The sequence below is a fragment of the Caballeronia terrestris genome (assembly GCF_001544515.1).
GTDB lineage: Bacteria > Pseudomonadota > Gammaproteobacteria > Burkholderiales > Burkholderiaceae > Caballeronia > Caballeronia terrestris.
This window is the reverse complement of the sequence record NZ_FCOL02000007.1, coordinates 121211-146958: the sequence shown is the minus strand read 5'-3', so window position 1 is coordinate 146958 and position 25748 is coordinate 121211. Positions and strand designations below refer to the sequence as shown.

Genomic DNA, 25748 nt, shown 5'->3' with positions numbered 1-25748 from the left:
AGCTGAAATGCGCTATGCGATCGCTGCGCATTGCGTTTCGATGCGCTCGAGCAGAATCTCGCAGCGCGCGATCAGCGCCTTACCGTCGTCACGGCGCTGCACGCGCGATTTCTCCGACAGGTCGCTACGGAACGCTTCGAGCGCGGCGAGCAGCGGGCGATACTGCAACACGCTCGCCGCCCCGAACACGCGATGATGCCATTCCCTCAATCGCTCGACGGAGCCGTTTTCCAGCAGCGGCTTTAGCGTCGCGAGATCGTCGCGAAAAGAAGACACGAACGAATCCAGCAGCGCTTTCACCGTCGTTTCGCTGCCCCATAACTGGGTCATGTACGTCAGATCGAGTTCGGCGTCGGACATAGGCGACATAGACGCCATCGACGTAGCCGGCTTCCGCTCGATCTTCTGCTCGATCGGTTCGGGCGCATCGACGGTGCGCCAGCGATGCAGGTGATCACGCAACGTGGCGAGACGGGTCGGCTTGACGAGACAGTCGTCCATGCCGGCCTCGCGACACATCCGCGGTTCTTCCGGCGCGGTACTCGCCGTGATGCCGAGAATCGGAAGACGCCGCGACGTGCCCAACTCGCTCGTCCGCACGCGCCGCGCAAGCTCGTAGCCCGTCATGTTCGGCATATGACAATCGGTGATCAGGAAGCCGTAGCGCGTGTTCTTGAGCGCCGCTAGCGCCTCGGCGCCATCGTGCGCGACGTCGCAAGCGAAGCCGAGCAGCGAAAGCTGATGCCGGATCAGCTCCTGATTCACAGGATGATCCTCGGCGACGAGCACGAGCCTGCCGCTCTTCAACGCCTTGTCGCGATCCGGCGCCTGCATGTTTGTCTCGACGCCGGCCGTTGCGCGCGACACGATCTGCGGCAGTCCGGTCAGCGCGGCGACGCATGCGGCGCCGAGACCGCGCCACGAGATCGGATTGACGCTCACGCGGATATCGTCGTCGAGAATGCGATAGCCGGTTGGCTTCGGCTTTTCCGTGACGTGGATCACGCGCGATTTCACCGGCAGCGCGTCCTTGTGCGCATCGCTCAGGAAAACGAGTTCGACGCCGTCGAACGTGCGCGCGCGCTTTAATGTGTCGTCGGTGCGCGACAGCACGCGCAGCTCGAGGCCAAGCGCCTGCCCATAGTCGACCAGCGCCCGCGCGACGCGCGCGTCGTCGATCGCGATGATGCCCTTCTTGCCGCGCAGGCCGTCGATCTGGTAGTTCACGGTGTCGACCAGCATCGCGAGCCGCACGGTCATGCGTGTGCCGACGCCCACTTCGCTTCGCAGATGAAGCGTGCCGCCCATCAGCTCGACGAGCTTGTGACAAATCGTGAGGCCGAGGCCCGTTCCGCCGAAGCGCCGCGTCGTCGATGTCTCCGCCTGCACGAACGGCTCGAAGAGGCCCGCCTGCGCGTCCGCCGCGATGCCGATGCCGGTATCCTCGACGCACAATTCGATGATCTGCTCGGCGCCGCGCGCCTCGGCCATCTGCACACGCAGCGCGACCTCGCCCTTCATCGTGAACTTGATGGCGTTGCTCATCAGGTTGAAGAGCACCTGACGCAGCCGAACGCTGTCGCCGCACACGCTCGCCGCCACTTCCGGGGCGACGTCGACGCGTACCCGCAATCCCTTCTCGTGCGCGCGGCCCGCGAGCAAGCCTACGGCGTTATCGACGAGTTCGCGCAAGTCGATCGGCGTCGATTCGATACTGAGACGCCCCGCTTCGATCTTCGAATAGTCGAGCAGGTCGTCGAGGATTTGCAGGAGCGCGCTCGCCGAGTCCTGGATCATGCCGAGCATCTGCGCCTGGTCCGGATTGAGCGGCGTGTTCTCGAACACTTCGACTAGCCCCAGCACGCCGTTCATCGGCGTGCGGATTTCGTGGCTCATCATCGCAAGGAAGTCGTCTTTCGCGCGCGATGCGGCTTCGGCCGTGTCACGCGCCCGCGCCAGTTCGTCGGCCCGCGCGCGCTCGATGCTCGCGTCGACCCAGTAGCCGCTCCACACGACCGAGCCGTCGTCCTCGCGACGCGCCGCCAGCACGGCGCGAACCCAGCGCTTGCCGTCGTCGGCGGTCGAGCGGAACTCGGCGTGCACCGGCTCGAGCGTCAGCGCGGAGCGTTCGATCACGTCGCGAAGCGTGCCTTTGTCCTCGTGATGAATCTGCGAGAGGCAAGCCAGTTGATCCGCGCCGAGATCCAACAGGTCGACGCCGAACAGCGGCCGCGTGTCGCCGCCGATATACGGAAAGCTGAGACTTCCGTCGGGCGCGCGGCGCAGTTGGAACACCACGGCCGGGAGCGAGCGCGTGACGTCGTGCAGACGCCGCTCGTTTTCGCGCGCGCGCATTTCGGCGTCGCGGATGTCGCTGATGTCGATCATCGTGCCGACGATGCCCGCCATCGCTCCGTCGGCGGCGTTGAACGTGCCGGTCCAGAAGAGTCCGTGGCGCTGCTGGCCGTGCCGGTCGCAAAACTCGAGTTCGACTTGCTGGCGCGTCCCGGTCGCGATGCTGAGCGCGGACAATTGGTGAATCTGCTCGCTGTAAGTCGAGCCCCACGGCATCACGTCGACGGTCGAACGCCCGATGATTTCCTCCCGCCGCACACCGAGCGCCTCCTCGAACGCGCGATTGACCGCGATATAGCGATTGTCGAGATCCTTCGCGACGAGCGGATACGGCACCACCTCCATCATCGTGCGCTAGAAGCTCAACTGCGTCGCGAGCGCCTCCTCGGTTTCGATGCGCCGGCTCATCTCGCGCTGCGGGAGGACGAACGCGCGCAGCGTGACCGCGAGCACGACGCCGATCGCGATCAGCGCCGGCAGGAGACGCAGCGCGTTCACGCTCCAGCCGCTTTGCGGCTGCGCGAGCGCGGCCTGGCGCGCGACGTTGATCTTCTGCTTCTCGGCTTCGGGCATCGCCTTCAGCGCCCGGTCGACGAGCGGCACCAGCCCGGCCAGTTCGGGACGCAGCGCGAATCCGATGCTCTCCGACTTGCCCGCCGGCCCGAGAATTTTCAGTTGATCGTCGAATCGGGAAGACAGCGCGAGATCGACCGCAGCGAGATCGCCGACCGCCGCATCGACTTCGCCGCTCGCCACGCGATCGAGCGCTTCGTTCAGGTTCCGCACGACGATGAACTTCGCCTTCGGCGCGAGATTGACGAGGCTGCCGTCCGCCGCGAGACGCTCGCTGACCGAGACGCGCCGCACCGGCAGATCGTCAAGGTTCTTCACGCAGCCTGCCCGTGCCGTCCGACGATGACGAGCGGGAAGCGATCGTGCGGCTCCGTCGCGATGCCGCCTGCCAGTTTGTCCGGGTCCTGCTCGGCGGTGAGGATCATGTCGGCGTCGCGGCGAGCAAACGCCCGCGAAACCGCCGATGAATCCGCGTACGCGCGACGATCAAAAGTCACGCCGAGCGCGTTCGACAGATACGCGAGATATGCCACAGCGATGCCGCGCGCGCGTCCGTCGGAATCGACGTAGCTGAACGGCGCCCAGTCGGCATCGAAGGCGACCGTGATCGGCTGCAATGCGCGGAGATAGCGCCGCTCGTTCGCGCTCAGCACAAGCGGCTCGCCAACGTCCGCGCCGGATTGAAGTTTATCGCTCGAAGCGGAACGGATGTTGTGCAGGCGGTCCGAATCCAGCTTGAGGAGGCGCTCGTTCAAGTCGTTGCGCAGCGCCACGCGGCCGGCGGGAACCGCAAAGCGCGATTCGTTCAGCTCGCCATTCTGGGTGCGCACGACGCCGAGCGTGTCGAATTCGGTGGCATCGAGCAGGCGGCTTGCACCGGGCGCGACGCCGAAATAGACGTCGGCCGAATGGTCCGCGACGGCCTGCAGCGCCTGCCGGCCCTCGCGATAGGTGCGGATCTTCGCTTCGGGGAATCGCTCGCGGATAAGTCTTTCGAGCGAATAACCCTCCTCGATCACGACAACCGCCTGACGCATGCCCTCGCGCGAGATCATCGCGAAATCGGCGGTGCGCGCGATCATGATCGACTGATCGAAGGAGTACGGGACGGTGAAGGTCAGGCAGCCGTTTTGATCGGCGGCGCGCGAGACGTTCGCGAGAATGTCGACGTCGCCCGAGCACGCCGCGGCGATCAGCTCGGCCATCGTGGAATAGGTGCGCGCGTCGAATCGCACGTCCGGGCCGGTGAGTTCACGCAGTACGTCGATGCTCAAGCCGGCCGGCTCGCCGCGTACAACCGTCGCCGATGGCTCCGCCGCTGCCGACAGCACGCCGACCGTCAGGACCGGATAGTCTTTCAACGGCCGGCCGGCCGCGATCGCGCGGGCCGGATCGGCGTGCGCGCCTGGCGCCGCGGCGAACAGCATTGAACAGAGCAGCAGGCGAGCAAAAAGCCGCGTCACGCTCGATGCGAAGGAAATCTTAGTAATGTTTGCCATGGCGGCGGTTCCCGTCGATGCGCGCTATCGCTGCGGCAAGTCGCTGAACTTTCGATCGGCGGCCTTCGTGCCTTCACGCGCGCCTCGTCCGAAAAGCAATGGAAAGGACGCGCCGGCGAGTATTCCTCCAGCGAGCGGAGCGGCCCAGAAGAGCCACAATTCGTCGAGCGCCCAGCCGCCGGCAACGAGCGCCGGCCCGGTCGAGCGCGCCGGATTCACCGACGCACCCGTCACCGGCATCGTCACGACGTAAATCAGCGCGAGCGTCGATCCGACGATCAACGGGCCGCCGACGCGAAACGCGCGGCTAGCCGACGTCGCGAGATTCACGATCACGAAGGCGAAGCTCATCACGGCTTCGATCACGAACGCCGCATGCAATTGGTAATTTCCGGGCGAATGGCTGTCGTAGCCATTCACGCCGAAACTGGGTGCGTAGAGTTCGAAACCGGGCCGCGCGCGCGCGAGGAAATAGAGTAAGGCCGCGCCCGATATAGCACCGGCCAACTGCGCAAGAATGTAGGGAACCAGGTCACGGACCGGAAACCGATTCGCGACCGCGAGGCCGACGGTCACAGCCGGGTTGAAGTGAGCACCGGAGATGGGCCCGAAAAGATAGGAGGCAGTGGTCATCGCAAGACCAAACACGATCGATTGCGCGAGGACGCCCGGGTCCGTCACGAAGCTGCCCGCAGCCAATGCACTGCAACCGCATCCCATCAGAACGAGCCAGAAGGTTCCCGCGCATTCGGCTGTCATTCTTCTAATCACGTTGCTCCTTGAATTTGGAATGAAATTCGCGCGACTGCGGACGCCAACGGCGTCCGTGCAGACAATTCAATACGGGAAACGAAGAGTCTGACGGGCAGAACGTTTTGCCGACATCAGATAGGTCCCAAAGCGGTCTTTGCACGCACCGTCGAAATTGGCTGCTTACGTCAGCCCGATCTGCTGCGCATAGGCAATCAACTCGGATTCGGAATCGAGGCCGAGTTTGCGCATCGCGCTACGTCGCTGGGTAGCGACGGTCTTGCTGCTGCGCTTGAAGTAATCCGCGATTTCGGGAATCGGCATGCCGCTCGCGTACATCCGAAAGACGTCCCACTCGCGCGCGCTCAACGTACCCGCGCGGGCCGGCGCATCGGGCAACGTCGCGGACAACAATTCGTATGCGTGCAGCGATGCAAAACGCCGTCCACGAGTAATTGCGTTAATCGCCTGGGTCAACGATTCCAGCGCATCGCGTTTGTCGACGATGCCCTCCACGCCCAGGTTCAGCAGCCCGGCCAGCATTTGAGCATGCGCGATCATCGTGACCGCGACGATGTGGGGCCGCGGCGCCTCCCGCGCGAGGCGCCTCAGGAACGAGATGGAATTGCTCTCGCCATTCATTCCCTGCATGCCGATATCGGAAAACACGAAGTCGCACGTGTGGTCCGAGAGCAGCGATGCGAGTGAATTCGCATCACTGGCCATGCCCACCAAATCGATTCGCCGGTCCCGCCTCAGGTATGCGCCGATGCCTTCGCGCACCACCGGATGGTCGTCCGCGACGATGACCCTTATTTTTCTTTGCATCGTTCTTCTTTTTCTGTTTTGAGGTTACGAGTCTCTCTCCGGACAGCCTCGACCCTGCCCGGCTCGCAACAAGAGTGCTGGCATCTCGAGGTGTTGAACCAGCCCCGCTTCAAGCCCGGCGCGCCTGAACGAGCCCGCTGTCGAACGCGAAACGGTATAGCTCCGCGTCGGTCGATAGATCGAGCTTGCGCATCGCGGCGCACTTCTGAGCACTGATCGTCTTGACGCTGCGTCCGAGTTCCCTGGCTATCTCCGTGACGTTTCCGCCCCGTGCGTAGCGCGCGATAACATCGAGTTCGCGACGCGTCAGCTTCTTGCGGATCAGGTCCACGCGATTCGCGACATTGGCGTCCGCGAGTAATGCGCGCACCGACGGCCCGAGATAATCCTCTTGCGCGAGAACGGTCACGATCGCCACATAGATCAGTTCAAGCCGGTCCTGCTTGCTCACCATTGCATTCGCGCCCGACTCGAGTGCCTGCGCGATCAAATCCGCGTCGGTCATCATCGATAAAACGACGATCGCAGCTTTCGGGTGGCGACTTGCGACATATTTGATCAAATTTATGCCGTCGCCGAATTTTCCGCCTGGCATGAAAAAATCCATGATTACGACGTCACATTCCTGCGTCGCAAGCGCTTCGACTAGTTCGGTCGAATCCTGGGCCCGGCAGACAATCTCGATATTCGGGATATGGGCAATCAATTTCTCAATAGCGAGAATGACCAGCGGATGGTCATCGGCGACTGCCAACCGTATTCTTTTAGTGAACGCATGCATTTACCCGCTCCTTGTATCGGGCGCATCTCCGGATTAACGAATTAATCCAGAACAGCAAGAAGCTTAAACGCCGTTGAAAATAACGCACGTAAGCATCAGTTATCGACGCACTCTTCAACATAAGATACGTCCTAAATCGGTAAGAATTTCCATTCCTTCAAGCCAGTCCGTGTGCGCGCGCGAACGCAAACAGGCCGGGATCGTTGCGAACGCCGAGCTTGTTCATGGCGTCGCGTTTCTGGCGACTGATGGTTCGCACGTCGCGATCCAGCGAACGCGCGATTTCTGTAATCGACATACCGCTAGCGAACATGCGGACCACCTCGATCTCGCGCGGAGATAACCGCGGACCTTCCGCAAGCGTGTCTGTTTCCGCGCCGGCGACCGCGAGCGCCGACACAATCGAAGTGCTCAAATACCGCCGCCCCACCCCGGCGAACCGCACCGCAGCAGCCAGTTCCTCCATTGATTCGACTTTATTGAGCAAGCTCATCGCGCCGGCGTTCAGGATGGAACGCAAAATCGCCACGTTGCTCATGCTCGTCAGCACGACAATGCGAATATGAGGCCAGTCGCGACACACCCGTCGGATGAGCCGCAAGCCGTCCTCAGTCTGCGAGCCCTGCTCCGGCATGGCGAAATCCGTGACGAGAACATCGCAACGCGTTCTTTCAAGCAGTGCAATGAGCGCGCTGGCGTTGACTGCCTCTCCTACTATTTCCAGACTTTCGTCGGTACTGAAAGTCGCCCGGATACCAAGCAGCACAAACGGATGATCGTCTGCTAAAACCACACGTAACTTCATAGCGGCCCTCCCCGGTTTTATTTTGTTTATGCTTCGGCCAGAATTGAGGCCGACATACCATGCTTCTTTTCATGACTAAAGTTTCAGCAGCACCGTCAGAAACGAGATTGCTATTCATATCTCGGAGTGCTCTATATAACGATGCTCAAACTAGAACCGGTTTCCGCATATTTTCAGCAGCGTAATCGGCGTAAATTTCATTCTCCATACGATTTGTCCTAAATGCCCTTTTACCTATTTTTGGCGAGGTGTTCGGAGACGCGCTAATTTAGGTGGGTACGAGTGCATCCCCTATCAGCAAAGGACTATTAGGCTTACGTGGTGGAAATGCCGCTACATGAGCGACAGAAGTGACATTTACTGTCGCTTAAACGTCTTTCTTTGTGGAGGGTGCGACGAGGAAGAATCGCCAATCTGTAAGAAAAGGGAATTTTCTCAGATTTCAAGGGGGAATTGAGAAGACGCAAAAACGTCTAAATACAAGGATCAGAAAAAAGCCCGCGACACCTCATGTCGCGGGCTTTTTTCCAGTCTCTTGAAAGATTAAAACGGAATATCGTCATCCATCTCGTCAAACCCGCCGCCGGCCGGCGCGCTCGGGCGGCTCGATCCACCGCTCGTTCCGCCACCGCCCGCGGCACGTCCACCACCCGCCGGCGCGCGACCACCGCCACCGCCACCGCCACGCTCCGCAGGCGCGCCACGGCTGTACCCGCCCTCGTCACCGCCACCGCCCGCGCCGCCGCGACCACCCAGCATCTGCATCTGATCCGCCACGATTTCAGTCGAATACTTTTCCTGCCCCGACTGGTCCGTCCACTTGCGCGTGCGGATACGCCCCTCGATATACACCGACGAGCCCTTCTTCAGATATTCGTTCACGATCTCCGCGAGCCGTCCGAAAAACGCGACGCGATGCCACTCCGTGAGTTCCTTCATTTCGCCGGACGATTTGTCCTTGTAGCGGTCGGTCGTCGCGAGACGGATGTTCGCCACGGCGTCGCCGCTCGGCAGATAACGGGTTTCCGGGTCGGCGCCCAGGTTTCCGACGAGAATAACCTTGTTGACGGATGCCATGATTTCTCCTGTTGATTCGATGCCTTGCTGCTGGACGCGGCGCACGGACTCGCAAGTCCTGAACCGTCACCGCCCCCAACTGAATTCGATTGAAGTGAAACTTTGATTAACCCGAGCGCTTAAACCACGCGCTGAACCTTGCGCGGCGGGGCCTTCATGTTCGCGGCCACGACGAGCCACGCGAACACCAGCGCCGAACACGCGAAAAACACAGCGCTCTGCCCGTCCACCTTCAGCAGCCAGCCGCCGATCACGCCGCCCAGCGCGAGTCCGATCGACTGCGTCGTGTTGTAGACCCCCGCCGCCGCGCCCTTGCGCGTGCCCGGCGCGAGCTTCGACACGAGCGACGGCTGCGACGCCTCCAGCACGTTGAAGCCGAGGAAGTAAACAAACAGGATCGCGGCCACCGACCATAGTGTGTGGGGAGCCGCGCCCAATAACAACTGGCCGATCAGGATAAGCCCGATCGCGCTCAGCATGACGCTCTTCATTTTTCCACGTTTCTCGGCGGCGATGATGGCGGGCACCATCATCACGAATGCGAGGCCCATCACCGGCAGGTAAATCTTCCAGTGCGCCGCAACCGGCAGGCCACCCGCCTCGAGAATCCGCGGCACGACGAGAAAGAGCGCCGTCTGCGTAGCGTGCAACACCAGCACGCCAAAGTTCAGACGCAGCAATTCGACGTTGTGCAGCACTTCGGCGAACGGCGCCTTCACGTGGACAGGCGGCGTCGGCGCATCGGGGACGACCCACAGCACCACGCCCACGGCCAGAATCGACAGAAAGCCGATCACCGTGAAAAGCCCGCTCATCCCGACCCAGTGGAATACGATCGGCGCACCGACGATCGCCACCGCGAACGACACGCCGATGCTCGCGCCCACCATCGCCATCGCCTTCGTGCGGTTTTCCTCGCTCGTGAGATCGGCGATGAACGCGATCACCGCCGACGACACCGCGCCCATCCCCTGAATCACGCGCCCGGCGATGATCCACGTCATCGAATGGCCGACCGCCGCGACGAAGCTTCCGATCGCGAACACGATCAGCCCGAACACAATCACGGGCTTGCGGCCGAGCTTGTCCGAGATCCAGCCGTAGAAGATATAGAGCATCGACTGCGTGACGCCGTACGCGCCGAGCGCCAGGCCGACGAGAAAGACGTTGTCGCCGCCGGGAATCGTCTTCGCGTAGATCGAGAACACCGGCATGATCATGAATAGGCCGAGCATCCGCAGCGCGAAAATCGCGGCGAGCGACACGGTCGCGCGCATTTCGGGCGCGCTAAGACCTGAAGACATGGCAGACGGATTGGACATCAGAAGCGGGAAATGTTGGTGAGTCGCGTTGGCCTAGGCGCGAGATAGAGCCCCGGCGCGGCCGCCTTGTAGTTACTGGAAACGGCACTATATGAGACGCACTGCCCAAGCGCGCCACCCGGCTGAAACGCGCCGCGTGACAACCCTTCCAGCGCTTCGCTAACGCTGTCGGGCACGGAAACGGCGCCTTTGAAAAGTCGTTATAGTAGCAGGTTTAGCCCCCTCACTTTCCGCCCGGTTCATGGAAGAAATCCGTATTCGTGGGGCTCGCACCCACAACCTCAAGAACGTCAGTCTCGACCTGCCACGGCACAAGCTGATCGTGATTACGGGCCTGTCCGGGTCGGGCAAGTCGTCGCTCGCGTTCGACACGCTGTATGCGGAAGGCCAGCGTCGCTATGTCGAGAGTCTGTCGGCATATGCGCGGCAATTCCTGCAACTGATGGAGAAACCGGACGTCGATTTGATCGAGGGTTTGTCGCCCGCCATTTCGATCGAGCAGAAGGCGACGTCGCACAATCCGCGCTCAACAGTCGGCACCGTCACCGAGATTCACGACTACCTGCGCCTGCTTTTCGCGCGCGTCGGCACGCCGTATTGCCCCGATCACCACATTCCGCTCGAGGCGCAAAGCGTCTCGCAGATGGTCGACGCCGCGCTCGCGCTGCCCGAGGAAACGAAGCTGATGATCCTCGCGCCCGTCGTGGCGGATCGGAAAGGCGAGCACGTCGAGTTGTTCGAGGAGATGCAGGCGCAGGGCTTCATCCGCTTTCGCATCCGCTCGGGCGGCGGCACGGCGAACGAGGGCGTCGCGAAGATCTACGAAGTCGATACCCTGCCGAAGCTGAAGAAGAACGACAAGCACACGATCGATGTCGTCATCGACCGGCTGAAAGTGCGCCCGGATATGAAGCAGCGGCTCGCGGAATCGTTCGAAACGGCGCTGCGTCTCGCCGACGGCCGCGCGATCGCGCTCGAAATGGACACCGAGGCCGAAAAGCTCTTCAGCTCGAAGTTCGCCTGCCCGGTCTGCTCGTATTCGCTGCAGGAACTGGAGCCGCGTCTTTTCTCGTTCAACAATCCGATGGGCGCGTGTCCCGAATGCGACGGCCTCGGCCAGATCACATTCTTTGATCCGAAGCGCGTGGTGGCGCATCCGTCGCTGTCGCTGGCGGCGGGCGCCGTGAAGGGCTGGGACCGGCGCAACCAGTTCTACTTCCAGATGCTGCAAAGCCTCGCCGCGTTCTACGATTTCGACATCGAGCAGGCGTTCGAGGACCTTCCCGAGAAAGTGCGCAAGATCCTGCTGTTCGGCTCCGGCAAGACGCAGATTCCGTTCTCGTACATCAACGAGCGCGGCCGGACGTCGGTGCGCGAGCATGCGTTCGAAGGGATCATCCCGAATCTGGAGCGACGTTATCGCGAGACCGATTCGACCGCCGTGCGCGAGGAACTGGCGAAGTACCAGAACAATCAGCCGTGTCCCGCTTGCGAAGGCACGCGCCTGCGCCGCGAAGCGCGCAACGTGAAAGTCGGCTCGGGCGACGACGCGCGCGGCATCTTCGAAGTGAGCGGCTGGCCGCTGCGCGACACGCTCGGCTATTTCCAGACGCTCACGCTCGAAGGTGCGAAGCGCGAAATCGCCGACAAGGTGGTGAAGGAGATCGTCGCGCGGCTGTCGTTTCTGAATAACGTCGGGCTGGATTACCTGTCGCTGGAACGCAGCGCGGAAACGCTCTCCGGCGGCGAAGCGCAGCGCATCCGGCTCGCGTCGCAGATCGGCTCGGGCCTCACCGGCGTGATGTACGTGCTCGACGAGCCGTCGATCGGCCTGCATCAGCGCGATAACGACCGCCTGATCGGCACGCTCAAGCATCTGCGCGACATCGGCAATTCGGTGATCGTCGTCGAACATGACGAGGACATGATCCGCATGGCGGATTACGTCGTCGACATGGGCCCGGGCGCGGGCGTGCACGGCGGCGTGATCGTGGCGCAAGGCACGCCGAAGCAGGTCCAGAACGACCCGAATTCGGTGACAGGCCAGTATCTGTCGGGCAAGCGCACGATCAGCTATTCCACCGAGCGCACCGCGCCGGACGACCGCTTCCTGCGCATCATCGAGGCGTACGGGAACAATCTGAAGAACGTGTCGCTCGAATTGCCGGTTGGCTTGCTGACCTGCGTGACGGGCGTGTCGGGCTCGGGGAAGTCGACGCTCATCAACGACACGCTCTATCACGCGGTCGCGCAGCATCTGTACGGCTCGGCGACCGAGCCGGCGCCCTACGAGGCGATCGAAGGGCTCGAACATTTCGACAAGGTGATCGCCGTCGATCAATCGCCGATCGGCCGCACGCCGCGCTCGAATCCGGCTACCTACACCGGCCTTTTCACGCCGATCCGCGAGCTGTTCGCGGGCGTCCCCGGCTCGAAGGAGCGCGGCTACGATCCCGGCCGCTTCTCGTTCAACGTGAAGGGCGGGCGCTGCGAGTCGTGCCAGGGCGACGGCGTGCTGAAGGTGGAAATGCATTTCCTGCCCGATGTCTACGTCCCGTGCGACGTCTGCCACGGCAAGCGCTACAACCGCGAAACGCTCGACATCCAGTACAAGGGCAAGAACATCAGCGAAGTGCTCGACATGACGGTCGAAGCGGCGCACGAGTTCTTCAGGCCGGTGCCGGTGGTCGCGCGCAAGCTGAAGACGCTGCTCGACGTCGGGCTCGGCTACATCCGCCTCGGCCAGTCGGCGACGACGCTTTCCGGCGGCGAGGCCCAGCGCGTCAAGCTGTCGCTGGAACTGAGCAAGCGCGACACGGGTCGGACGCTATACATTCTCGACGAGCCGACCACCGGCCTGCACTTCCACGACATCGCGCTTTTGCTCGAAGTGATTCACCGGCTGCGCGATCAAGGTAATACTGTCGTAATCATCGAGCATAATCTCGACGTGATCAAAACCGCCGACTGGGTGATCGACCTCGGTCCGGAAGGCGGGGCCGGCGGCGGGCAGATCATCGCCCACGGTACGCCGGAGCAGATTGCGAAGTCGAAGGCCAGTTTTACCGGCAGGTATCTGGCACCGCTGTTGCAACGGCCGAAATCGGCAGCCTGAACGCCCGGGCTGAGCTCGGGGCCGTCCGGCGACATGAACTTGCCGAGAACACGAGTTGCGCCCGGTAGCGATACCGGGCTGCGGCGGTGACGAACCAAGCTGGCGACAGGAGATGGAAGCGGTCATGGCAAAGCGCAACGAAGCGACCGAGGAGCGGCGGGTCCGGGACCTGCCAGCCCGGCCGGTCAGGCTGACGAGCGACATGAGCATGCCGAAGCTGTCGGCGGTGGAGATCGGCAGCTATCTCGCGATGTTCGCCGGCATGTTCCTCGTGCTCGAACTTAAGCTGCTCGGCGGCCTGCTCGCGGGCATGCTCGTGTACCAGCTCGTGCACATGATCTCGCCGTTCATCGAAAAGCGCATGACGAGCGGCCGCGCGCGGCTCGTCGCGGTCGTGCTGCTGTCGGCGGTGATCATCGGCGGGCTGACGGGCGCGACCATCGCCACCATCGAGCATTTCGAGCACGACGTGCCGAGCATGCAGAAACTCCTCGATCAGTTGATGACGATCAGCTCGCACGCGCGCCTGCGCGTGCCGGACTGGGTGGCGAACTATCTTCCCGTCGATGCCGGCCAGATGAAGGACAAGGCGACCGAACTGATGCACCGGCACGCCGAGCAACTCCAGCAAGGCGGCAAGGAGATGGCGCGCGGCTTCGGGCATATTCTGATCGGCATGATCATCGGCGCGATCATCGCGGTCAGCGTGCCGAAGCATCCGCATCGGCTGCCGCTTTCCACGGCGCTCGTCACGCGCGTGACGCGTTTCGCCGACGCGTTCCGCCGCATCGTGTTCGCGCAGATCAAGATCTCGGCGATCAACGCAGTCTTCACCGCGATGTACCTGCTGATCGCGCTGCCGATCTTTCACGAGCGGCTGCCGCTCTCGAAGACGCTCGTGCTGGTCACGTTCATCGTCGGGTTGCTGCCGGTGATCGGCAACCTGATCTCGAACACGATCATCGTCGGGATTTCGCTGTCGGTTTCGTTCGGTACGGCGGTCGCCTCGCTCGTGTTCCTGATCCTTATTCACAAGCTCGAATACTTCCTGAACGCGCGGATCATTGGCGGACAGATCGAGGCGCGCGCGTGGGAACTGCTCCTCGCGATGCTCGCGATGGAAGCCGCGTTCGGCCTGCCCGGCGTGATCGCCGCGCCGATTTTCTATGCGTATATCAAGCGGGAATTGATCTATTTGCGGCTGGTTTAGCCCCTATCCGATGCTTTGAAACGAAGGCCGCCAAATCGCAAGACTGGCGGCTTTTTTCATCGGCCGATCAAATCATCGTCCACAATTGTTCACGTTTCAGCTGCGCAAAATTTACGAATTCCGCGCCTTTGTCCGATGTTCACGGCGTATACCGATGCGAGGGCTAATCGCTCGAACACACGTCAAACCATCGAAGGAGGCTTTTCCATGAGCACACGCAAGGCGGTCGGTACATCGGCGGGAACGGTCGAATATCGCGAGAGCGGCACCGGGCGCCCGGTCCTGTACGTTCACGGCATCTTCACGAACAGTCACATCTGGGACCCGGTCGTCGCAAAATTGCCGAACGGACTGCGCCACATCCAGCCCGACTTTCCCTTCGGCGCGCAACACGTTCCGACCCGCGAGGACGCCGATCTCTCGCCGAAATTCTCGGCGGCGGCGTGACGAATCCGGAAGTCGCCCGCGACGGTCTGAAGGTTCTCCTCGCGATGGCGCCGCACTACACGCTAGACGCCGCGAAGAACTTCTCGAAGTACCAGAAGCGAGTGTCGCTGGTCTGGGGCGAGAACTGCATTTTCTTTCCTCCGGCGCTGGGCGTGCGGCTGAAGGAGTCGTTCCCGAACGCGCGCCTGAAAAGCGTGCCAAACGCGATGCTGCTTGTATCGATCGATCAGCCGCAGGCCGTTGCCGACGCGATCGCCGAGGCGACACGCGCTTAAAAAAAAGCCGCCGGTCACGACAACCGGCGGTTTCCTTGCATGACTTTCCTGAAAGCGAACTCAGCGAAACACCACCGTCTTGCTGCCGTTCAGCACGATCCGGTGCTCCACATGCCACTTCACAGCGCGCGCGAGGGTCACGCACTCCACGTCGCGACCGATCGCCGTCAGTTGATCCGGCGTCATGCTGTGATCCACACGCTCCACTTCCTGCTCGATGATCGGGCCTTCGTCGAGGTCGGTCGTCACGTAATGCGCTGTCGCGCCGATCAGCTTCACGCCGCGGTCGAACGCCTGGTAATACGGCTTCGCGCCCTTGAAGCTCGGCAAAAACGAGTGGTGAATATTGATTGCGTGGCCGGCGAGCTTCTCGCACAACTGCGGCGACAGAATCTGCATGTAGCGCGCGAGCACGACCAGATCGACGTCGTGCTGCTCGACGATCTCCAGCACGCGCGCTTCCTGCGCGGCCTTGGCCTGCGGCGTCGACGAAGTGAGCGGCAAGTGGTGAAACGGAATGTCGTAGCTCGCCGCGAGCTGGTAAAAATCCTTGTGATTCGACACGATCGCCGGAATCTCGATCTGCAACTGGCCGGTGCGATAGCGGAACAGCAGGTCGTTCAGGCAATGCCCGATCTTCGACACCATGATCACGACGCGCGGCTTCACCGACGCGTCGTGCAACTCCCAGCGCATTCCGAAATCCTCTGCAAGCTCGTTGAACGACGCGCGCAGCGCCTCCAGCCCCGGATCGCCGCCGACCTGCTGGAAATGCACGCGCATGAAGAACTCGCCGGTGTGGCTGTCGCCGAACTGCGCCGAATCGAGGATATTGCCGCCGAGGTTGAACAGAAAACCCGACACCGCGTGCACGATGCCGGGCCGGTCCGGGCACGACAACTTCAGAATGAAACTATGTTCGGTCGACATGAACCGGTAACTCCTTCGCTTTGAATTTATGGCGCGGGCGCCTCGTAGACGGCGGCGATGCCCTCGCAGGCTTCCTCGTCGATCCAGCGGCGGCGCAGCAGGCAATCGAGCGTGGCGAGGCTCGCATCGACGGTGAGCGCGCCCTCTTCGATCCAGCGCGCGACTTCGTCGATGCGCGCGAGCCGGTGTTCGCCGACTTCGCCGTCCTGATTGCACGGCGCGAAATCGGCGGGGAGCGTGACGTCGAAGACGAAGATCTGCTCGGCTTGCGTGCCTTCGGGCAGCGTCTGCAATACGTGGAATGTGCCGCCGCGCACGGCACGCGCGGCGAGTTCAGGCGACATGCCGGCTTCTTCCCAGCATTCCTTCACGAGCGTCGCCTCAATGCCCGTCCCCCAGCCGATCCCGCCCGCGACGACGTTGTCGAGCATGCCCGGATCCGTCGCCTTGCTCTCGCTCCGGCGCGCGATCCACAACTGCGGCGCGCAATCGTCATATTCTACGATGCCGTTCAGATGCACCGCGTAGGTCATCGTGCCGAAGAAGCGCGACGCCGCGCGCTCGATGAACGCGAGCGGCGCGGCGTCGAAGTGGTTGCGGATCGCGTAGGTTTCGTCGCGCCAGCCGGGGATGCGGCCGTCGGCGGCGAGCATGCCGATCACCGCGCCGAGCGCTGCGCTGCGGGCATCGACGGTATCGAACGACGGCGAGAGGCGGACCGCGGAGGCATCGATCGCGAAGACGTCCGGCCAACGCCCAAGCAGAGATACATCGCCGCGACGAATCCAGCCGACGCGCTCGTCGCCGATGAAAAACGGCAGGTGCGCGGCGGGATCGAAGCGACGGGCGGCGGCGATCGAAGGCAGGGGCATGGAGTCTCCGGCGACGCGTAACAGGCGTCTAAGCAAAGCCGGCAATTGTAACGCGGGGGTTTCCAAAACCCGCCGCGCGAGGCTAGTCGCGCAACGCGACGCGAATCCCCAGCGCGATGAACGTGGCGCCCGCGAGCCGGTCGAGCCACACGCCGACGCGCGGCCGGCGCTTCAGCCACGCGCCGATCATCCCCGCGCCGATGCCGAACATCGAAAACACGACGACGGTCTGCAGCATGAACAGCGCGCCGAGCTCGAACATTTGCAGCATCACGCTCTGGCCGCCGTGCGGATTTACGAACTGCGGCAGGAACACGATGAAGAACAGCGTGACCTTCGGATTCAGCATGTTGCCGATCACGCTTTGCCGGAACACGGTCGAGAGCGGCTGGCTCGGGCGTTCATGCGCGGTGGCGAGCCCGCGGCTCGTCAGCGCCTTGATGCCGATCCACACGAGATACGCGGCGCCGGCCAGCTTCACTGCTTCGAACGCCATCGGCGACGAGCGCAGCAACGCGGCGACGCCGAGCGCGGCGAGCGTCGTGTGAAAACTGATGCCGGCAGCGAAGCCGAGCGCCGCGACGAGGCCCGCCGCGCGGCCTTGCGAGATGCCGCGCGCGAGCACTTGCAGGTTGTCGGGACCGGGCGCGACGGTGATCGCAACCGATGCGGCTAAAAAGAGCAGAAAGTTGGGCATGGCGTTGTTATCGGTCGGCGAACTCGCACACGGTGAAAAGCGGCAAGCCGCTTTCCTTCAGCAGCGTCGAGCCGCCGAGATCCGGCAGATCGATGATCGCCGCGCCCTCCACGACCACCGCGCCCAGGCGCTTGAGCAACTGCGTGCCCGCCATCATCGTGCCGCCGGTCGCGATCAGATCGTCGACGATCACCACGCGCTCGCCCGGCTGGCAAGCGTCCTCGTGAATCTCGACCGTCGCGCTCGCATATTCCAGCTCGTACGACTGCGAGAGCGTCTTGTACGGCAGCTTGCCCTTCTTGCGGATCGGCACGAAGCCGATGCTCAGCTCATACGCGAGAATCGGCCCGATGATGAAACCGCGCGCATCGAGCCCGGCGATGGTGTCGAGCTTCGCATCGATATAGCGCTGCACGAACAGGTCGATCAACGTGCGCAACGCGCGGCGATCCGCAAGGACCGGCGTGATGTCGCGGAACTGCACGCCCGGCTGCGGCCAGCCGTCGATCGTGCGCACGCGGTTCTTGATGAATTGCGCGGCGTTGGACGGGGCGGTCGTGGGAAGGCTGGACATGATGTCTCCGGGAAATTCAGGCGGCGCGGCGATTGCGCGACAGCCGCTCTTCGGCCACTGCAAGCACTTCGGGCAGGCCGCGCAACACGACGATGTCCTTCGCACGCAGCTTGGTATCGGGGTCCGGCTCGACGCCGCGAATGCCGTGGCGCCGGATCGCCGTCACCTCGATCTCCTTGCCCACCAGCCCGAGCGCCTCGAGCGTCTGGCCGACGGCTTCCGAGTTCTCGTCGATCGGCACCGATTGTAGCCGGACCTGCTCGTGGCCATCGTCGTCGTCGAGATCGTCGGCGCCGCGGAAATAGCCGCGCAAAAGGCTATAGCGCTCGTCGCGCATTTCCTCGACGCGCCGCACGACGCGCCGCATCGGCACGCCCATCAGCACCAGCGTGTGAGACGCCAGCATCAGGCTGCCCTCGACGATCTCCGGAATCACCTCCGTCGCGCCCGCCGCGATCAGCTTTTCGAGATCGGCGTCGTCGACGGTGCGCACGATCACCGGCAAGGTCGGCTCGAGCTCGTGGATGTTGTGCAGCACGCGCATCGCCGAGGGCGTGTTCGCGAACGTGATCGCGATCGTCGCCGCGCGATGCAGGCCGGCGGCGAGCAGCGACTCGCGCCGCCCGGCATCGCCGAACACGACCGATTCGCCCGCCGCCGCAGCCGCCGCGACGCGATCCGGGTCCAGGTCGAGCGCCACGTAGGACAAGCCTTCGTGCTCCAGCATGCGCGCGAGGTTTTGCCCGGCGCGGCCGTATCCGCAGATGATCACGTGGCCGCTCTGCTTCAGGCTATGCGTGGCGATCTTCGTCATTTGCAGCGATTGCAGCATCCATTCCGTCGACGACAGCCGCAGCACGATCCGGTCCGCGTTCTGGATGATGAACGGCGCGGCGAGCATCGAGAGCAGCATCGCGGAAAGGATCGCCTGCAGCAGCACGGGATTGACGAGATGCGAATCGAGGATCAGGTTCAGAAGCACGAAACCGAACTCGCCCGCCTGCGCGAGATTCAGCCCCGTGCGCATCGCGACGCCCGGCGGCGCGCCGAAGAGCCGCGCGAGGCCGGTGATCATCACGGCCTTAAGCAGGATCGGCACGACGAGAAAACCGAGGACGAGCAGCGGGTGTTGCCAGATCACGACCGGATTGAGCAGCATGCCGGTCGTCACGAAGAAGAGACCGAGCAGCACGTCGCGAAACGGCTTGATGTCCTCTTCCACCTGATGCCGGTACGGCGTCTCCGCAATCAACATCCCCGCGATGAACGCGCCGAGCGCGAGCGACAGGCCGAATTTATCGGTGATGAACGCTGCGCCCAGCGTGACGAGCAGCAGGTTCAGCATGAAGAGCTCTTGCGAGCGGCGCCGCGCGACGATGTCGAACCAGCGCGTCATGAACTTCTGGCCGATGAAGAGCAGCACCGTCAGCGCGACGACGATCTTCACCGCCGCGATGCCGAGCCACATCGCGAGTTGGGACGAATTGCCGTTGCCGAACGCCGCGATGATGATGAGCAGCGGCACGACGGCGAGGTCCTGGAACAGCAGCACGCCGAAGATGTTGCGGCCGTGCTCCGACTCGAGTTCGAGCCGCTCGGCGAGCAGCTTGCTGACGATCGCCGTCGACGACATCGAGAGCGCCCCGCCGAGCGCGAAGCTCGCCTGCCAGGACATATGCATCCAGAAGCTCGCGATCCAGCCGAAGATGAGCGCGAACCCGATCGTCCCCGCGACCTGCAACGCGCCCAGGCCGAACACGATGCGCCGCATCGAGCGTAATTTGGATAGCGAGAACTCGAGCCCGATCGAAAACATCAGGAACACGACGCCGAACTCGGCCAGATGCTGCGCGCCCTCGCTGTCCGGCACGATGCCGGCCGCGTGCGGCCCGACGACGATGCCGACGGCCAGATAGCCGAGCATCGGCGGCAGGTTCAAAAACCGGAACACGACGACTCCCGCCACCGAACACAGCAGCAACAGCAGAGTCATTTCGAGCGGCGATGTCATCCGTCTAGCGTCCTCGTTTTCGTCGGCGGAACGGCTTCGCGCGCGAGCGCTCGCCACTCTCGTGGATGGCCTTTCGCGGCAGGCCTTTCGGGGGGCGGATGAGCGGCGGCGAGCCGCTGGTAGTCCGGCGCGGCGAAGAAACGCCTTTGTTATACTCCGCGAATGATAGCGAAAATCAATGGCGACCGGGCGCTCGCGCTGGCTCGCAACGTAATCGACATCGAAGCCGACGCTGTGCGCGGCCTCTCCGATCTCCTCGACCACAACTTCACCGGCGCCGTCGAATTCCTGCTCGGCTGCCGGGGACGCGTCGTGGTGTCGGGCATCGGCAAGTCGGGGCATATCGCGCGCAAGTTCGCCGCGACGCTCGCGAGCACCGGCACGCCCGCGTTCTTCGTGCATCCCGCCGAAGCGAGCCACGGCGACCTGGGCATGGTCACCGCCGACGACATCTTCATCGCGATGTCGAATTCCGGCGAAACCGAGGAACTCGTCGCGATCCTGCCGCTGATCAAGCGCCTGGGCGCCAAGCTGATCGCGATCACGGGCCGCCCCGAATCGAGCCTCGCGCAACTCGCCGACGTGCACCTGAACGCGCGCGTCGAAAAGGAAGCGTGCCCGCTGAATCTCGCGCCCACCGCCAGCACGACGGCCGCGATGGCGCTCGGCGATGCGCTCGCGGTCGCCGTGCTCGACGCCCGCGGCTTCGGCCCCGACGACTTCGCGCGCTCGCATCCGGGCGGCGCGCTCGGCCGGCGGCTGCTCACTTATGTACGCGACGTGATGCGCGTCGGCGACGAAGTGCCGGTCGTGCAGCTCGAAGCAACCGTCGCCGACGCGCTCTTCCAGATCACCGAGAAGCGCATGGGCATGACGGCCGTGATCAATTCGAACCGTCACGTCGAAGGCATTTTCACCGATGGCGACCTGCGCCGCGTGCTGCAGCGCGACGGCGATTTCCGCGCGCTGCGACTCGCCGACGTCATGACGCGCAACCCGCGCACGATCGGCCCCGATCATCTCGCGGTGGAAGCCGTGGAACTGATGGAGCGTCATCGCATCAATCAGATGCTGGTCGTCGACGCCAACGCGACGCTGATCGGCGCCCTGAACATGCACGACCTCTTCTCCAAGAAGGTAATTTGATGGCGCAGAAGCCTTCCGCTGCACAGGGACCCGCCGACGCCGCCGAGCGCGCGAGCCGCATCAAGCTGATGATTTTCGATGTCGACGGCGTGTTCACCGACGGCAGCCTCTTCTTCACCGCCGAAGGCGACACGATGAAGTCGTTCAATTCGCTCGACGGCTACGGCGTGAAGGCGCTTGCCTCAATCGGCGTGCAGACGGCGATCATCACCGGACGGCAGTCGGGCATCGTCACGGCGCGCGTGCGGGAACTCGCGATCACGCATCTGTTCCAGGGCGTCGAGGATAAAACCGTCGCGCTCGCCGAATTGCTGCAAAAAACCGGCATCGCGGCGTCCGAGTGCGGCTACATGGGCGACGACTGGCCCGATCTCCCCGTCATGCGCCTGTGCGGCTTCGCGGCGGCCCCGGCCAACGCGCATCCCGAAGTGATCCGTCGCGTGCACTGGGTGGCCGAAGCGCGCGGAGGCCACGGTGCCGTGCGCGAAGTGTGCGACGCGATCCTGCGCGCGCAGAATCGTTACGACGACCTGCTCGCCACGGCGATCGGAGGCTGACGATGCCGCGCCCCGCCCGCCTCACTTCGCTCCTGCCGCTCGTCGCGATGGCCGCGCTCGCGGGCGTCACGTACTGGCTGCTGCAGGCGACGCTGCCCTCCGCGCCGGAAGCGCCGGAGCAGGCGAAGCGCCACACGCCCGACTATTTCGCCGACAACTTCTCCGTCTCCGAACTCGACACGACCGGCACGACGCAATATCGCCTGACGGCGAAGTCGATGGTCCATTACGAAGACGACGAAAACAGCGACCTCACGCTGCCCGCGATGCGCATGTTCCAGCCGCAGAAGCCGACCGTCACCGCGACGGCCGAGCGCGGCACGGTGAACGGCGACGTCTCCATCGTCGACCTGTACGACAACGCCCGCATCCTGCGTGCCGCCGGATTCGGCGATCCGCAGATGCAGGCGGATTCGCAGCATTTTCGCGTGTTGGTCAACGACGATGTCATCGAAACGGAAAAGCCGGTTAAACTTCAGCGCGGTCCGTCCGTGATGACGGCCAATGGCATGAACTACAACAACGTGACCCGGGAAATGAAGCTCTTCGGTAGCGTGCGCGGCGCGATCGCCTCGTCCGATATCAACGGCGGCTCTTCCAAGTAATCCCGGCAATCTCATCCCAAGTGTGACTGCATGAACGAAACGTCCCCTCGTCCTGATTCCGGCTGTCCGCGCCAAGCGTTGTCGCGCCGCGCCGCGCGCGCCGTGCAGACCGGGCTCGCGGCCGCGCTCGTCGTGTTGCCGCTCGCGGGCTTCGCTCCGGCAGCCCACGCCGAACGCGCCGACCGCGACAAGCCGCTCAACATCGAAGCGGACAACATGTCCTACGACGACCTGAAGCAGAAGAACATCTTCATCGGCCATGTCGTCGCGACCAAAGGCACGATCGTGATCAAGGCCGATCGCGTCGAAGTGACCCAGGACCCGCAGGGCTATCAGTACGCGACCGGCACGTCGACCGGCAAGAACCTGTCGTACTTCCGCCAGAAGCGCGATGGCGTCGACGAGTACATCGAAGGCAACGCGGTTCGCATCGACTACGACGGCAAGCAGGACCTCACCACGCTCACGAACCGCGCGGTCGTGCGCCGCCTGCAGGGCCTGACGAAGGTTCAGGACGAAGTGCGCGGCAGCGTGATCACCTATGACGGCCAGAAGGATTTCTACACCGCGAAGGCGGGTCCGGACGTCGCCGGGCCGGGCAATCCGAGCGGACGTGTGCGCGCGATGCTCTCGCCGCGCAACGGCAACGCCGCGCCGCTCAGCGGCAGCCCGGCCACGCTCGCTCCGTCCAACACCATTCAAGGAACGCCGCAGCAGTGAATTCGCCCGCCATGCCCCATCGAAAGCCGATCGGTGAATCGAGTTCGCTCGCCGTCCGCAATCTGAAGAAACGCTACGGTTCGCGCACGGTCGTGAAAGACGTATCGCTCGACGTGAAGAGCGGCGAAGTCGTCGGGCTGCTCGGCCCGAACGGCGCGGGCAAGACGACGTCGTTCTATATGATCGTCGGCCTGGTGCCCCTCGATGCAGGTGAAATCGCGCTGGACGGGACCTCGATCTCCCTCATGCCGATTCACCAGCGCGCGAAGCTCGGGCTTTCATACTTGCCGCAGGAAGCATCGGTGTTCCGCAAGCTGACGGTCGAGCAGAACATTCGCGCCGTTCTGGAGCTGCAAACTGACGAATCCGGCAAGCGCCTCTCGAAGGACGCGATCTACGAGCGCGCCGAAGCGCTGCTCGACGAGCTCCAGATCGCTCACCTGCGCGAGAATCCGGCGCTGTCGCTCTCGGGCGGTGAACGGCGGCGCGTCGAAATCGCCCGGGCGCTCGCGACCAACCCGGCGTTCATCCTGCTCGACGAGCCATTCGCCGGCGTCGATCCGATCGCTGTGCTGGAAATTCAGAAGATCGTCAAGTTCCTGAAGCAGCGCAACATCGGCGTGCTGATCACGGACCACAACGTGCGCGAGACGCTCGGCATCTGCGACCACGCGTATATCATCAGTGACGGCAGCGTGCTCGCGGCCGGGGCGCCGAGCGAGATCATCGAGAACGAGAGCGTGCGGCGCGTCTATCTCGGCGAGCACTTCCGCATGTGACGGATTCACGCCGGATCGCGCGTTTTACTGCGCTGCATCAAGCCGACGATGCAATTCTTACGTGCCGCCCTCGAGGCGGCACGGCTGTTTTTGTGAATCCCCGCGAGGTTTCGCGCGCGTGGCAAACTCTCTACAATGAATAAAAACTTGCCATGAAAGCCAGCCTCCAACTCCGCCTATCGCAGCATCTTGCGTTGACCCCGCAACTGCAGCAGTCCATCCGGCTGCTGCAGTTGTCTACGCTCGAACTGCAACAAGAGGTGGCAATGGCGGTCGCCCAGAATCCGCTCCTCGAAAACGAGGACGACTGGATCGCGAGCCCGCTGCGCGTTGCCGCCGACGGCTCGCTCATCACCTCGGCCAATACGTCGAGCGCGCCGCCCGAGCCGCTGATGAACAACGGCTCGTCGAGCAGCACGTCGACGTCCGAGCGGTCGGAGAGCGGCGAACCGCAGGGTGTCGACGAATACAACGGCACGGACGGCGGCTCGGATTCCAACTCGTGGAATCTGGAAGACTACGGCCGCTCGAACACCGGTTCGGACGACGACGACCTCCCCCCGCTGCAAATCCACGAATCGACCACGACGCTGCGCGATCACCTGACCGCGCAACTTCGCATGACGCAGGCGAACCAGCGCGACCGCGCGTTGATCACGTTCCTGATCGAGTCGCTCGATGAAGACGGGTATTTGACGTCGTCGCTGGAGGAAGTGCAGGCGGATTTACCAGACGAACTTGAAGTCGACGTCGACGAACTCAGTGCCGCGCTCGCGCTCCTGCAGAGTTTCGATCCGCCAGGTGTAGGCGGCCGCTCGGCGTCGGAGTGTCTGAAGCTGCAGTTGCTGCGGCTCGATGCATCGGCCACGCGGACGCTCGCACTGGAAATCGTCACGCATCACCTGGAACTGCTCGCCGCACGCGATTTCACGCGCCTGCGCAAGCAACTCAAAGCCAGCGACGACGCCCTGCGCGACGCCCATGCGCTCATCAAATCGCTGGAGCCATTTCCGGGCGCCGCGTACGGCAAGAGCGAAGCGGATTACGTCGTGCCGGACATCCTCGTGCGCAAAAGTGCGGGCGGCTGGACGGCGGAACTGAATCCGGAGATCGTTCCGCGCCTGCGCATCAATCATTTGTACGCGAACATTCTTCGCAACAACCGCGGCGATCCGGGCAGCGGATCACTGCGTCAACAACTGCAGGAAGCGCGCTGGCTGATCAAGAATATTCAGCAGAGGTTTGAGACGATTCTGCGTGTCGCGCAGGCAATTGTGGAACGTCAGAAGAACTTTTTTGCACATGGCGAAATTGCCATGCGGCCCTTGGTTTTGCGGGAGATTGCTGATACGCTGGGTTTACACGAGTCGACGGTTTCACGTGTGACGACCGGCAAGTACATGCTCACCCCGTTCGGGACGCTTGAATTTAAGTACTTCTTTGGATCGCACGTATCGACCGACACAGGAGGCGCGGCATCGTCAACGGCGATCCGGGCCCTCATCAAGCAACTGATAGGAGCGGAAGACCCCAAATCTCCTCTTTCTGACAGCCGCATCGCCGAACTGCTGGCGGAACAAGGATTCGTGGTCGCGCGGCGCACTGTCGCGAAGTATCGCGAAGCCCTGAAAATCCCCGCGGTGAATCTGCGTAAGTCTCTATGACCCGTCTCTGTAGCCCGTTGCATTTCGCAGCGGGCCTTTACCGGCCGCATCGCGGAAAGCGCGGACGAGCCGGCCGACGCGACCCGTTTTTCACGTACGCCCGGACGGCGTAGCGACGGGAAGCAAAGCCGACCGGTATCAGCCGCGTTGCCGTGC

At 63.2% G+C, this 25748-nt stretch carries 24 protein-coding genes; 10 read left to right on the top strand and 14 right to left on the bottom strand.

Going from position 1 to position 25748, the window contains the following annotated elements:
• Positions 1–12 precede the first annotated feature (12 nt).
• From AWB67_RS08855 to AWB67_RS08825, 9 genes are all read right to left on the bottom strand, one after another.
• Positions 13–2703 carry an ATP-binding protein gene (locus tag AWB67_RS08855; RefSeq protein WP_235025083.1) on the bottom strand — a complete coding sequence of 897 codons (2691 nt, stop codon included), beginning with the start codon at positions 2701–2703 and terminating at the stop codon, positions 13–15.
• Between the two features lie 6 nt (positions 2704–2709).
• Positions 2710–3246, bottom strand: coding sequence for a type 2 periplasmic-binding domain-containing protein (locus AWB67_RS41770; protein WP_235025082.1), 537 nt, complete (start codon positions 3244–3246; stop codon positions 2710–2712).
• On the bottom strand, positions 3243–4427 hold the full coding sequence (locus tag AWB67_RS41395; protein WP_200822200.1) for a transporter substrate-binding domain-containing protein: 1185 nt from the start codon (positions 4425–4427) through the stop codon (positions 3243–3245). Before AWB67_RS41395 ends, AWB67_RS41770 begins: the two co-directional genes overlap by 4 nt.
• A 24-nt stretch (positions 4428–4451) precedes the next feature.
• The gene (locus tag AWB67_RS08850; RefSeq protein WP_268807988.1) at positions 4452–5198 is read right to left on the bottom strand and encodes an MIP family channel protein; all 747 of its coding nucleotides are present in this window, start codon (positions 5196–5198) and stop codon (positions 4452–4454) included.
• 162 nt (positions 5199–5360) lie between these two features.
• Positions 5361–6005, bottom strand: coding sequence for a response regulator (locus AWB67_RS08845; protein ID WP_087655857.1), 645 nt, complete (start codon positions 6003–6005; stop codon positions 5361–5363).
• Between the two features lie 109 nt (positions 6006–6114).
• Positions 6115–6786, bottom strand: a complete 672-nt coding sequence (locus AWB67_RS08840) for a response regulator (RefSeq protein WP_087655856.1) — start codon at positions 6784–6786, stop codon at positions 6115–6117.
• 157 nt (positions 6787–6943) lie between these two features.
• A complete protein-coding gene (locus tag AWB67_RS08835; RefSeq protein WP_087655855.1) occupies positions 6944–7591 on the bottom strand; it encodes a response regulator in 648 nt (215 codons plus the stop codon).
• A 543-nt stretch (positions 7592–8134) separates the two neighbouring features.
• Positions 8135–8668 (bottom strand): single-stranded DNA-binding protein, encoded by a 534-nt coding sequence (locus AWB67_RS08830; protein ID WP_087655854.1) that lies wholly within the window; start codon positions 8666–8668, stop codon positions 8135–8137.
• Positions 8669–8787: 119 nt separating this feature from the next.
• The gene (locus tag AWB67_RS08825; protein ID WP_087655853.1) at positions 8788–9990 is read right to left on the bottom strand and encodes an MFS transporter; all 1203 of its coding nucleotides are present in this window, start codon (positions 9988–9990) and stop codon (positions 8788–8790) included.
• Between the two features lie 241 nt (positions 9991–10231).
• Here AWB67_RS08825 and uvrA point away from each other — a divergent pair, with 241 nt between their 5' ends.
• The 4 genes from uvrA (at position 10232) to AWB67_RS08805 (ending at position 15037) form a co-directional block, all read left to right on the top strand.
• Positions 10232–13105, top strand: coding sequence for an excinuclease ABC subunit UvrA (gene uvrA, locus AWB67_RS08820; RefSeq protein ID WP_087655852.1), 2874 nt, complete (start codon positions 10232–10234; stop codon positions 13103–13105).
• A gap of 124 nt (positions 13106–13229) precedes the next feature.
• Positions 13230–14315, top strand: a complete 1086-nt coding sequence (locus tag AWB67_RS08815) for an AI-2E family transporter (protein ID WP_087655933.1) — start codon at positions 13230–13232, stop codon at positions 14313–14315.
• A 207-nt stretch (positions 14316–14522) separates the two neighbouring features.
• Positions 14523–14762 (top strand): alpha/beta fold hydrolase, encoded by a 240-nt coding sequence (locus tag AWB67_RS08810; protein WP_087655851.1) that lies wholly within the window; start codon positions 14523–14525, stop codon positions 14760–14762.
• A complete protein-coding gene (locus AWB67_RS08805) occupies positions 14759–15037 on the top strand; it encodes an alpha/beta fold hydrolase (protein ID WP_087655850.1) in 279 nt (92 codons plus the stop codon). Before AWB67_RS08810 ends, AWB67_RS08805 begins: the two co-directional genes overlap by 4 nt.
• Before the next feature lie 60 nt (positions 15038–15097).
• Here AWB67_RS08805 and purU read toward each other — a convergent pair whose 3' ends face one another.
• The 5 genes from purU to AWB67_RS08780 all read right to left on the bottom strand — a co-directional run bounded on the left by purU (position 15098) and on the right by AWB67_RS08780 (position 20121).
• Positions 15098–15967, bottom strand: coding sequence for a formyltetrahydrofolate deformylase (gene purU, locus AWB67_RS08800; RefSeq protein WP_087655849.1), 870 nt, complete (start codon positions 15965–15967; stop codon positions 15098–15100).
• Positions 15968–15993: 26 nt separating this feature from the next.
• Positions 15994–16839 carry an NUDIX hydrolase gene (locus AWB67_RS08795; protein WP_087655848.1) on the bottom strand — a complete coding sequence of 282 codons (846 nt, stop codon included), beginning with the start codon at positions 16837–16839 and terminating at the stop codon, positions 15994–15996.
• 82 nt (positions 16840–16921) lie between these two features.
• Positions 16922–17536, bottom strand: coding sequence for a LysE family translocator (locus AWB67_RS08790; RefSeq protein ID WP_087655847.1), 615 nt, complete (start codon positions 17534–17536; stop codon positions 16922–16924).
• Between the two features lie 7 nt (positions 17537–17543).
• Positions 17544–18110 (bottom strand): adenine phosphoribosyltransferase, encoded by a 567-nt coding sequence (locus AWB67_RS08785; protein ID WP_087655932.1) that lies wholly within the window; start codon positions 18108–18110, stop codon positions 17544–17546.
• Positions 18111–18126: 16 nt separating this feature from the next.
• On the bottom strand, positions 18127–20121 hold the full coding sequence (locus tag AWB67_RS08780; RefSeq protein WP_087655846.1) for a monovalent cation:proton antiporter family protein: 1995 nt from the start codon (positions 20119–20121) through the stop codon (positions 18127–18129).
• A gap of 162 nt (positions 20122–20283) precedes the next feature.
• Between AWB67_RS08780 and kdsD the strand changes: the two genes are divergently transcribed.
• The 6 genes from kdsD (at position 20284) to AWB67_RS08750 (ending at position 25592) form a co-directional block, all read left to right on the top strand.
• Positions 20284–21267: an arabinose 5-phosphate isomerase KdsD gene (gene kdsD / locus AWB67_RS08775; RefSeq protein ID WP_087655845.1), complete on the top strand. Its 984-nt coding sequence runs from the start codon at positions 20284–20286 to the stop codon at positions 21265–21267.
• Positions 21267–21824, top strand: coding sequence for a KdsC family phosphatase (locus AWB67_RS08770; RefSeq protein ID WP_087655844.1), 558 nt, complete (start codon positions 21267–21269; stop codon positions 21822–21824). The genes kdsD and AWB67_RS08770 overlap by 1 nt, the downstream gene beginning before the upstream one ends.
• Positions 21825–21826: 2 nt before the next feature.
• On the top strand, positions 21827–22429 hold the full coding sequence (gene lptC, locus AWB67_RS08765) for an LPS export ABC transporter periplasmic protein LptC (RefSeq protein ID WP_087655843.1): 603 nt from the start codon (positions 21827–21829) through the stop codon (positions 22427–22429).
• A 30-nt stretch (positions 22430–22459) separates the two neighbouring features.
• On the top strand, positions 22460–23149 hold the full coding sequence (gene lptA / locus AWB67_RS08760; protein WP_087655842.1) for a lipopolysaccharide transport periplasmic protein LptA: 690 nt from the start codon (positions 22460–22462) through the stop codon (positions 23147–23149).
• A gap of 11 nt (positions 23150–23160) precedes the next feature.
• Positions 23161–23928, top strand: a complete 768-nt coding sequence (lptB, locus tag AWB67_RS08755; protein ID WP_087655931.1) for an LPS export ABC transporter ATP-binding protein — start codon at positions 23161–23163, stop codon at positions 23926–23928.
• Positions 23929–24080: 152 nt separating this feature from the next.
• Positions 24081–25592 carry an RNA polymerase factor sigma-54 gene (locus AWB67_RS08750; RefSeq protein ID WP_087655841.1) on the top strand — a complete coding sequence of 504 codons (1512 nt, stop codon included), beginning with the start codon at positions 24081–24083 and terminating at the stop codon, positions 25590–25592.
• The last annotated feature ends 156 nt before the right edge of the window (positions 25593–25748 follow it).

Bases quoted from the DNA above. Each gene is read 5' to 3' on its own strand.
- AWB67_RS08855 (WP_235025083.1), bottom strand. From the start codon at position 2,703: ATGATGGAGGTGGTGCCGTATCCGCTCGTCGCGAAGGATCTCGACAAT.
- AWB67_RS41395 (WP_200822200.1), bottom strand. From the start codon at position 4,427: ATGGCAAACATTACTAAGATTTCCTTCGCATCGAGCGTGACGCGGCTT.
- AWB67_RS08845 (WP_087655857.1), bottom strand. From the start codon at position 6,005: ATGCAAAGAAAAATAAGGGTCATCGTCGCGGACGACCATCCGGTGGTG.
- AWB67_RS08840 (WP_087655856.1), bottom strand. From the start codon at position 6,786: ATGCATGCGTTCACTAAAAGAATACGGTTGGCAGTCGCCGATGACCAT.
- AWB67_RS08835 (WP_087655855.1), bottom strand. From the start codon at position 7,591: ATGAAGTTACGTGTGGTTTTAGCAGACGATCATCCGTTTGTGCTGCTT.
- AWB67_RS08830 (WP_087655854.1), bottom strand. From the start codon at position 8,668: ATGGCATCCGTCAACAAGGTTATTCTCGTCGGAAACCTGGGCGCCGAC.
- AWB67_RS08825 (WP_087655853.1), bottom strand. From the start codon at position 9,990: ATGTCCAATCCGTCTGCCATGTCTTCAGGTCTTAGCGCGCCCGAAATG.
- uvrA (WP_087655852.1), top strand. From the start codon at position 10,232: ATGGAAGAAATCCGTATTCGTGGGGCTCGCACCCACAACCTCAAGAAC.
- AWB67_RS08815 (WP_087655933.1), top strand. From the start codon at position 13,230: ATGGCAAAGCGCAACGAAGCGACCGAGGAGCGGCGGGTCCGGGACCTG.
- AWB67_RS08810 (WP_087655851.1), top strand. From the start codon at position 14,523: ATGAGCACACGCAAGGCGGTCGGTACATCGGCGGGAACGGTCGAATAT.
- purU (WP_087655849.1), bottom strand. From the start codon at position 15,967: ATGTCGACCGAACATAGTTTCATTCTGAAGTTGTCGTGCCCGGACCGG.
- AWB67_RS08795 (WP_087655848.1), bottom strand. From the start codon at position 16,839: ATGCCCCTGCCTTCGATCGCCGCCGCCCGTCGCTTCGATCCCGCCGCG.
- AWB67_RS08790 (WP_087655847.1), bottom strand. From the start codon at position 17,536: ATGCCCAACTTTCTGCTCTTTTTAGCCGCATCGGTTGCGATCACCGTC.
- AWB67_RS08785 (WP_087655932.1), bottom strand. From the start codon at position 18,110: ATGTCCAGCCTTCCCACGACCGCCCCGTCCAACGCCGCGCAATTCATC.
- AWB67_RS08780 (WP_087655846.1), bottom strand. From the start codon at position 20,121: ATGACATCGCCGCTCGAAATGACTCTGCTGTTGCTGCTGTGTTCGGTG.
- kdsD (WP_087655845.1), top strand. From the start codon at position 20,284: ATGATAGCGAAAATCAATGGCGACCGGGCGCTCGCGCTGGCTCGCAAC.
- AWB67_RS08770 (WP_087655844.1), top strand. From the start codon at position 21,267: ATGGCGCAGAAGCCTTCCGCTGCACAGGGACCCGCCGACGCCGCCGAG.
- lptC (WP_087655843.1), top strand. From the start codon at position 21,827: ATGCCGCGCCCCGCCCGCCTCACTTCGCTCCTGCCGCTCGTCGCGATG.
- lptA (WP_087655842.1), top strand. From the start codon at position 22,460: ATGAACGAAACGTCCCCTCGTCCTGATTCCGGCTGTCCGCGCCAAGCG.
- lptB (WP_087655931.1), top strand. From the start codon at position 23,161: ATGCCCCATCGAAAGCCGATCGGTGAATCGAGTTCGCTCGCCGTCCGC.
- AWB67_RS08750 (WP_087655841.1), top strand. From the start codon at position 24,081: ATGAAAGCCAGCCTCCAACTCCGCCTATCGCAGCATCTTGCGTTGACC.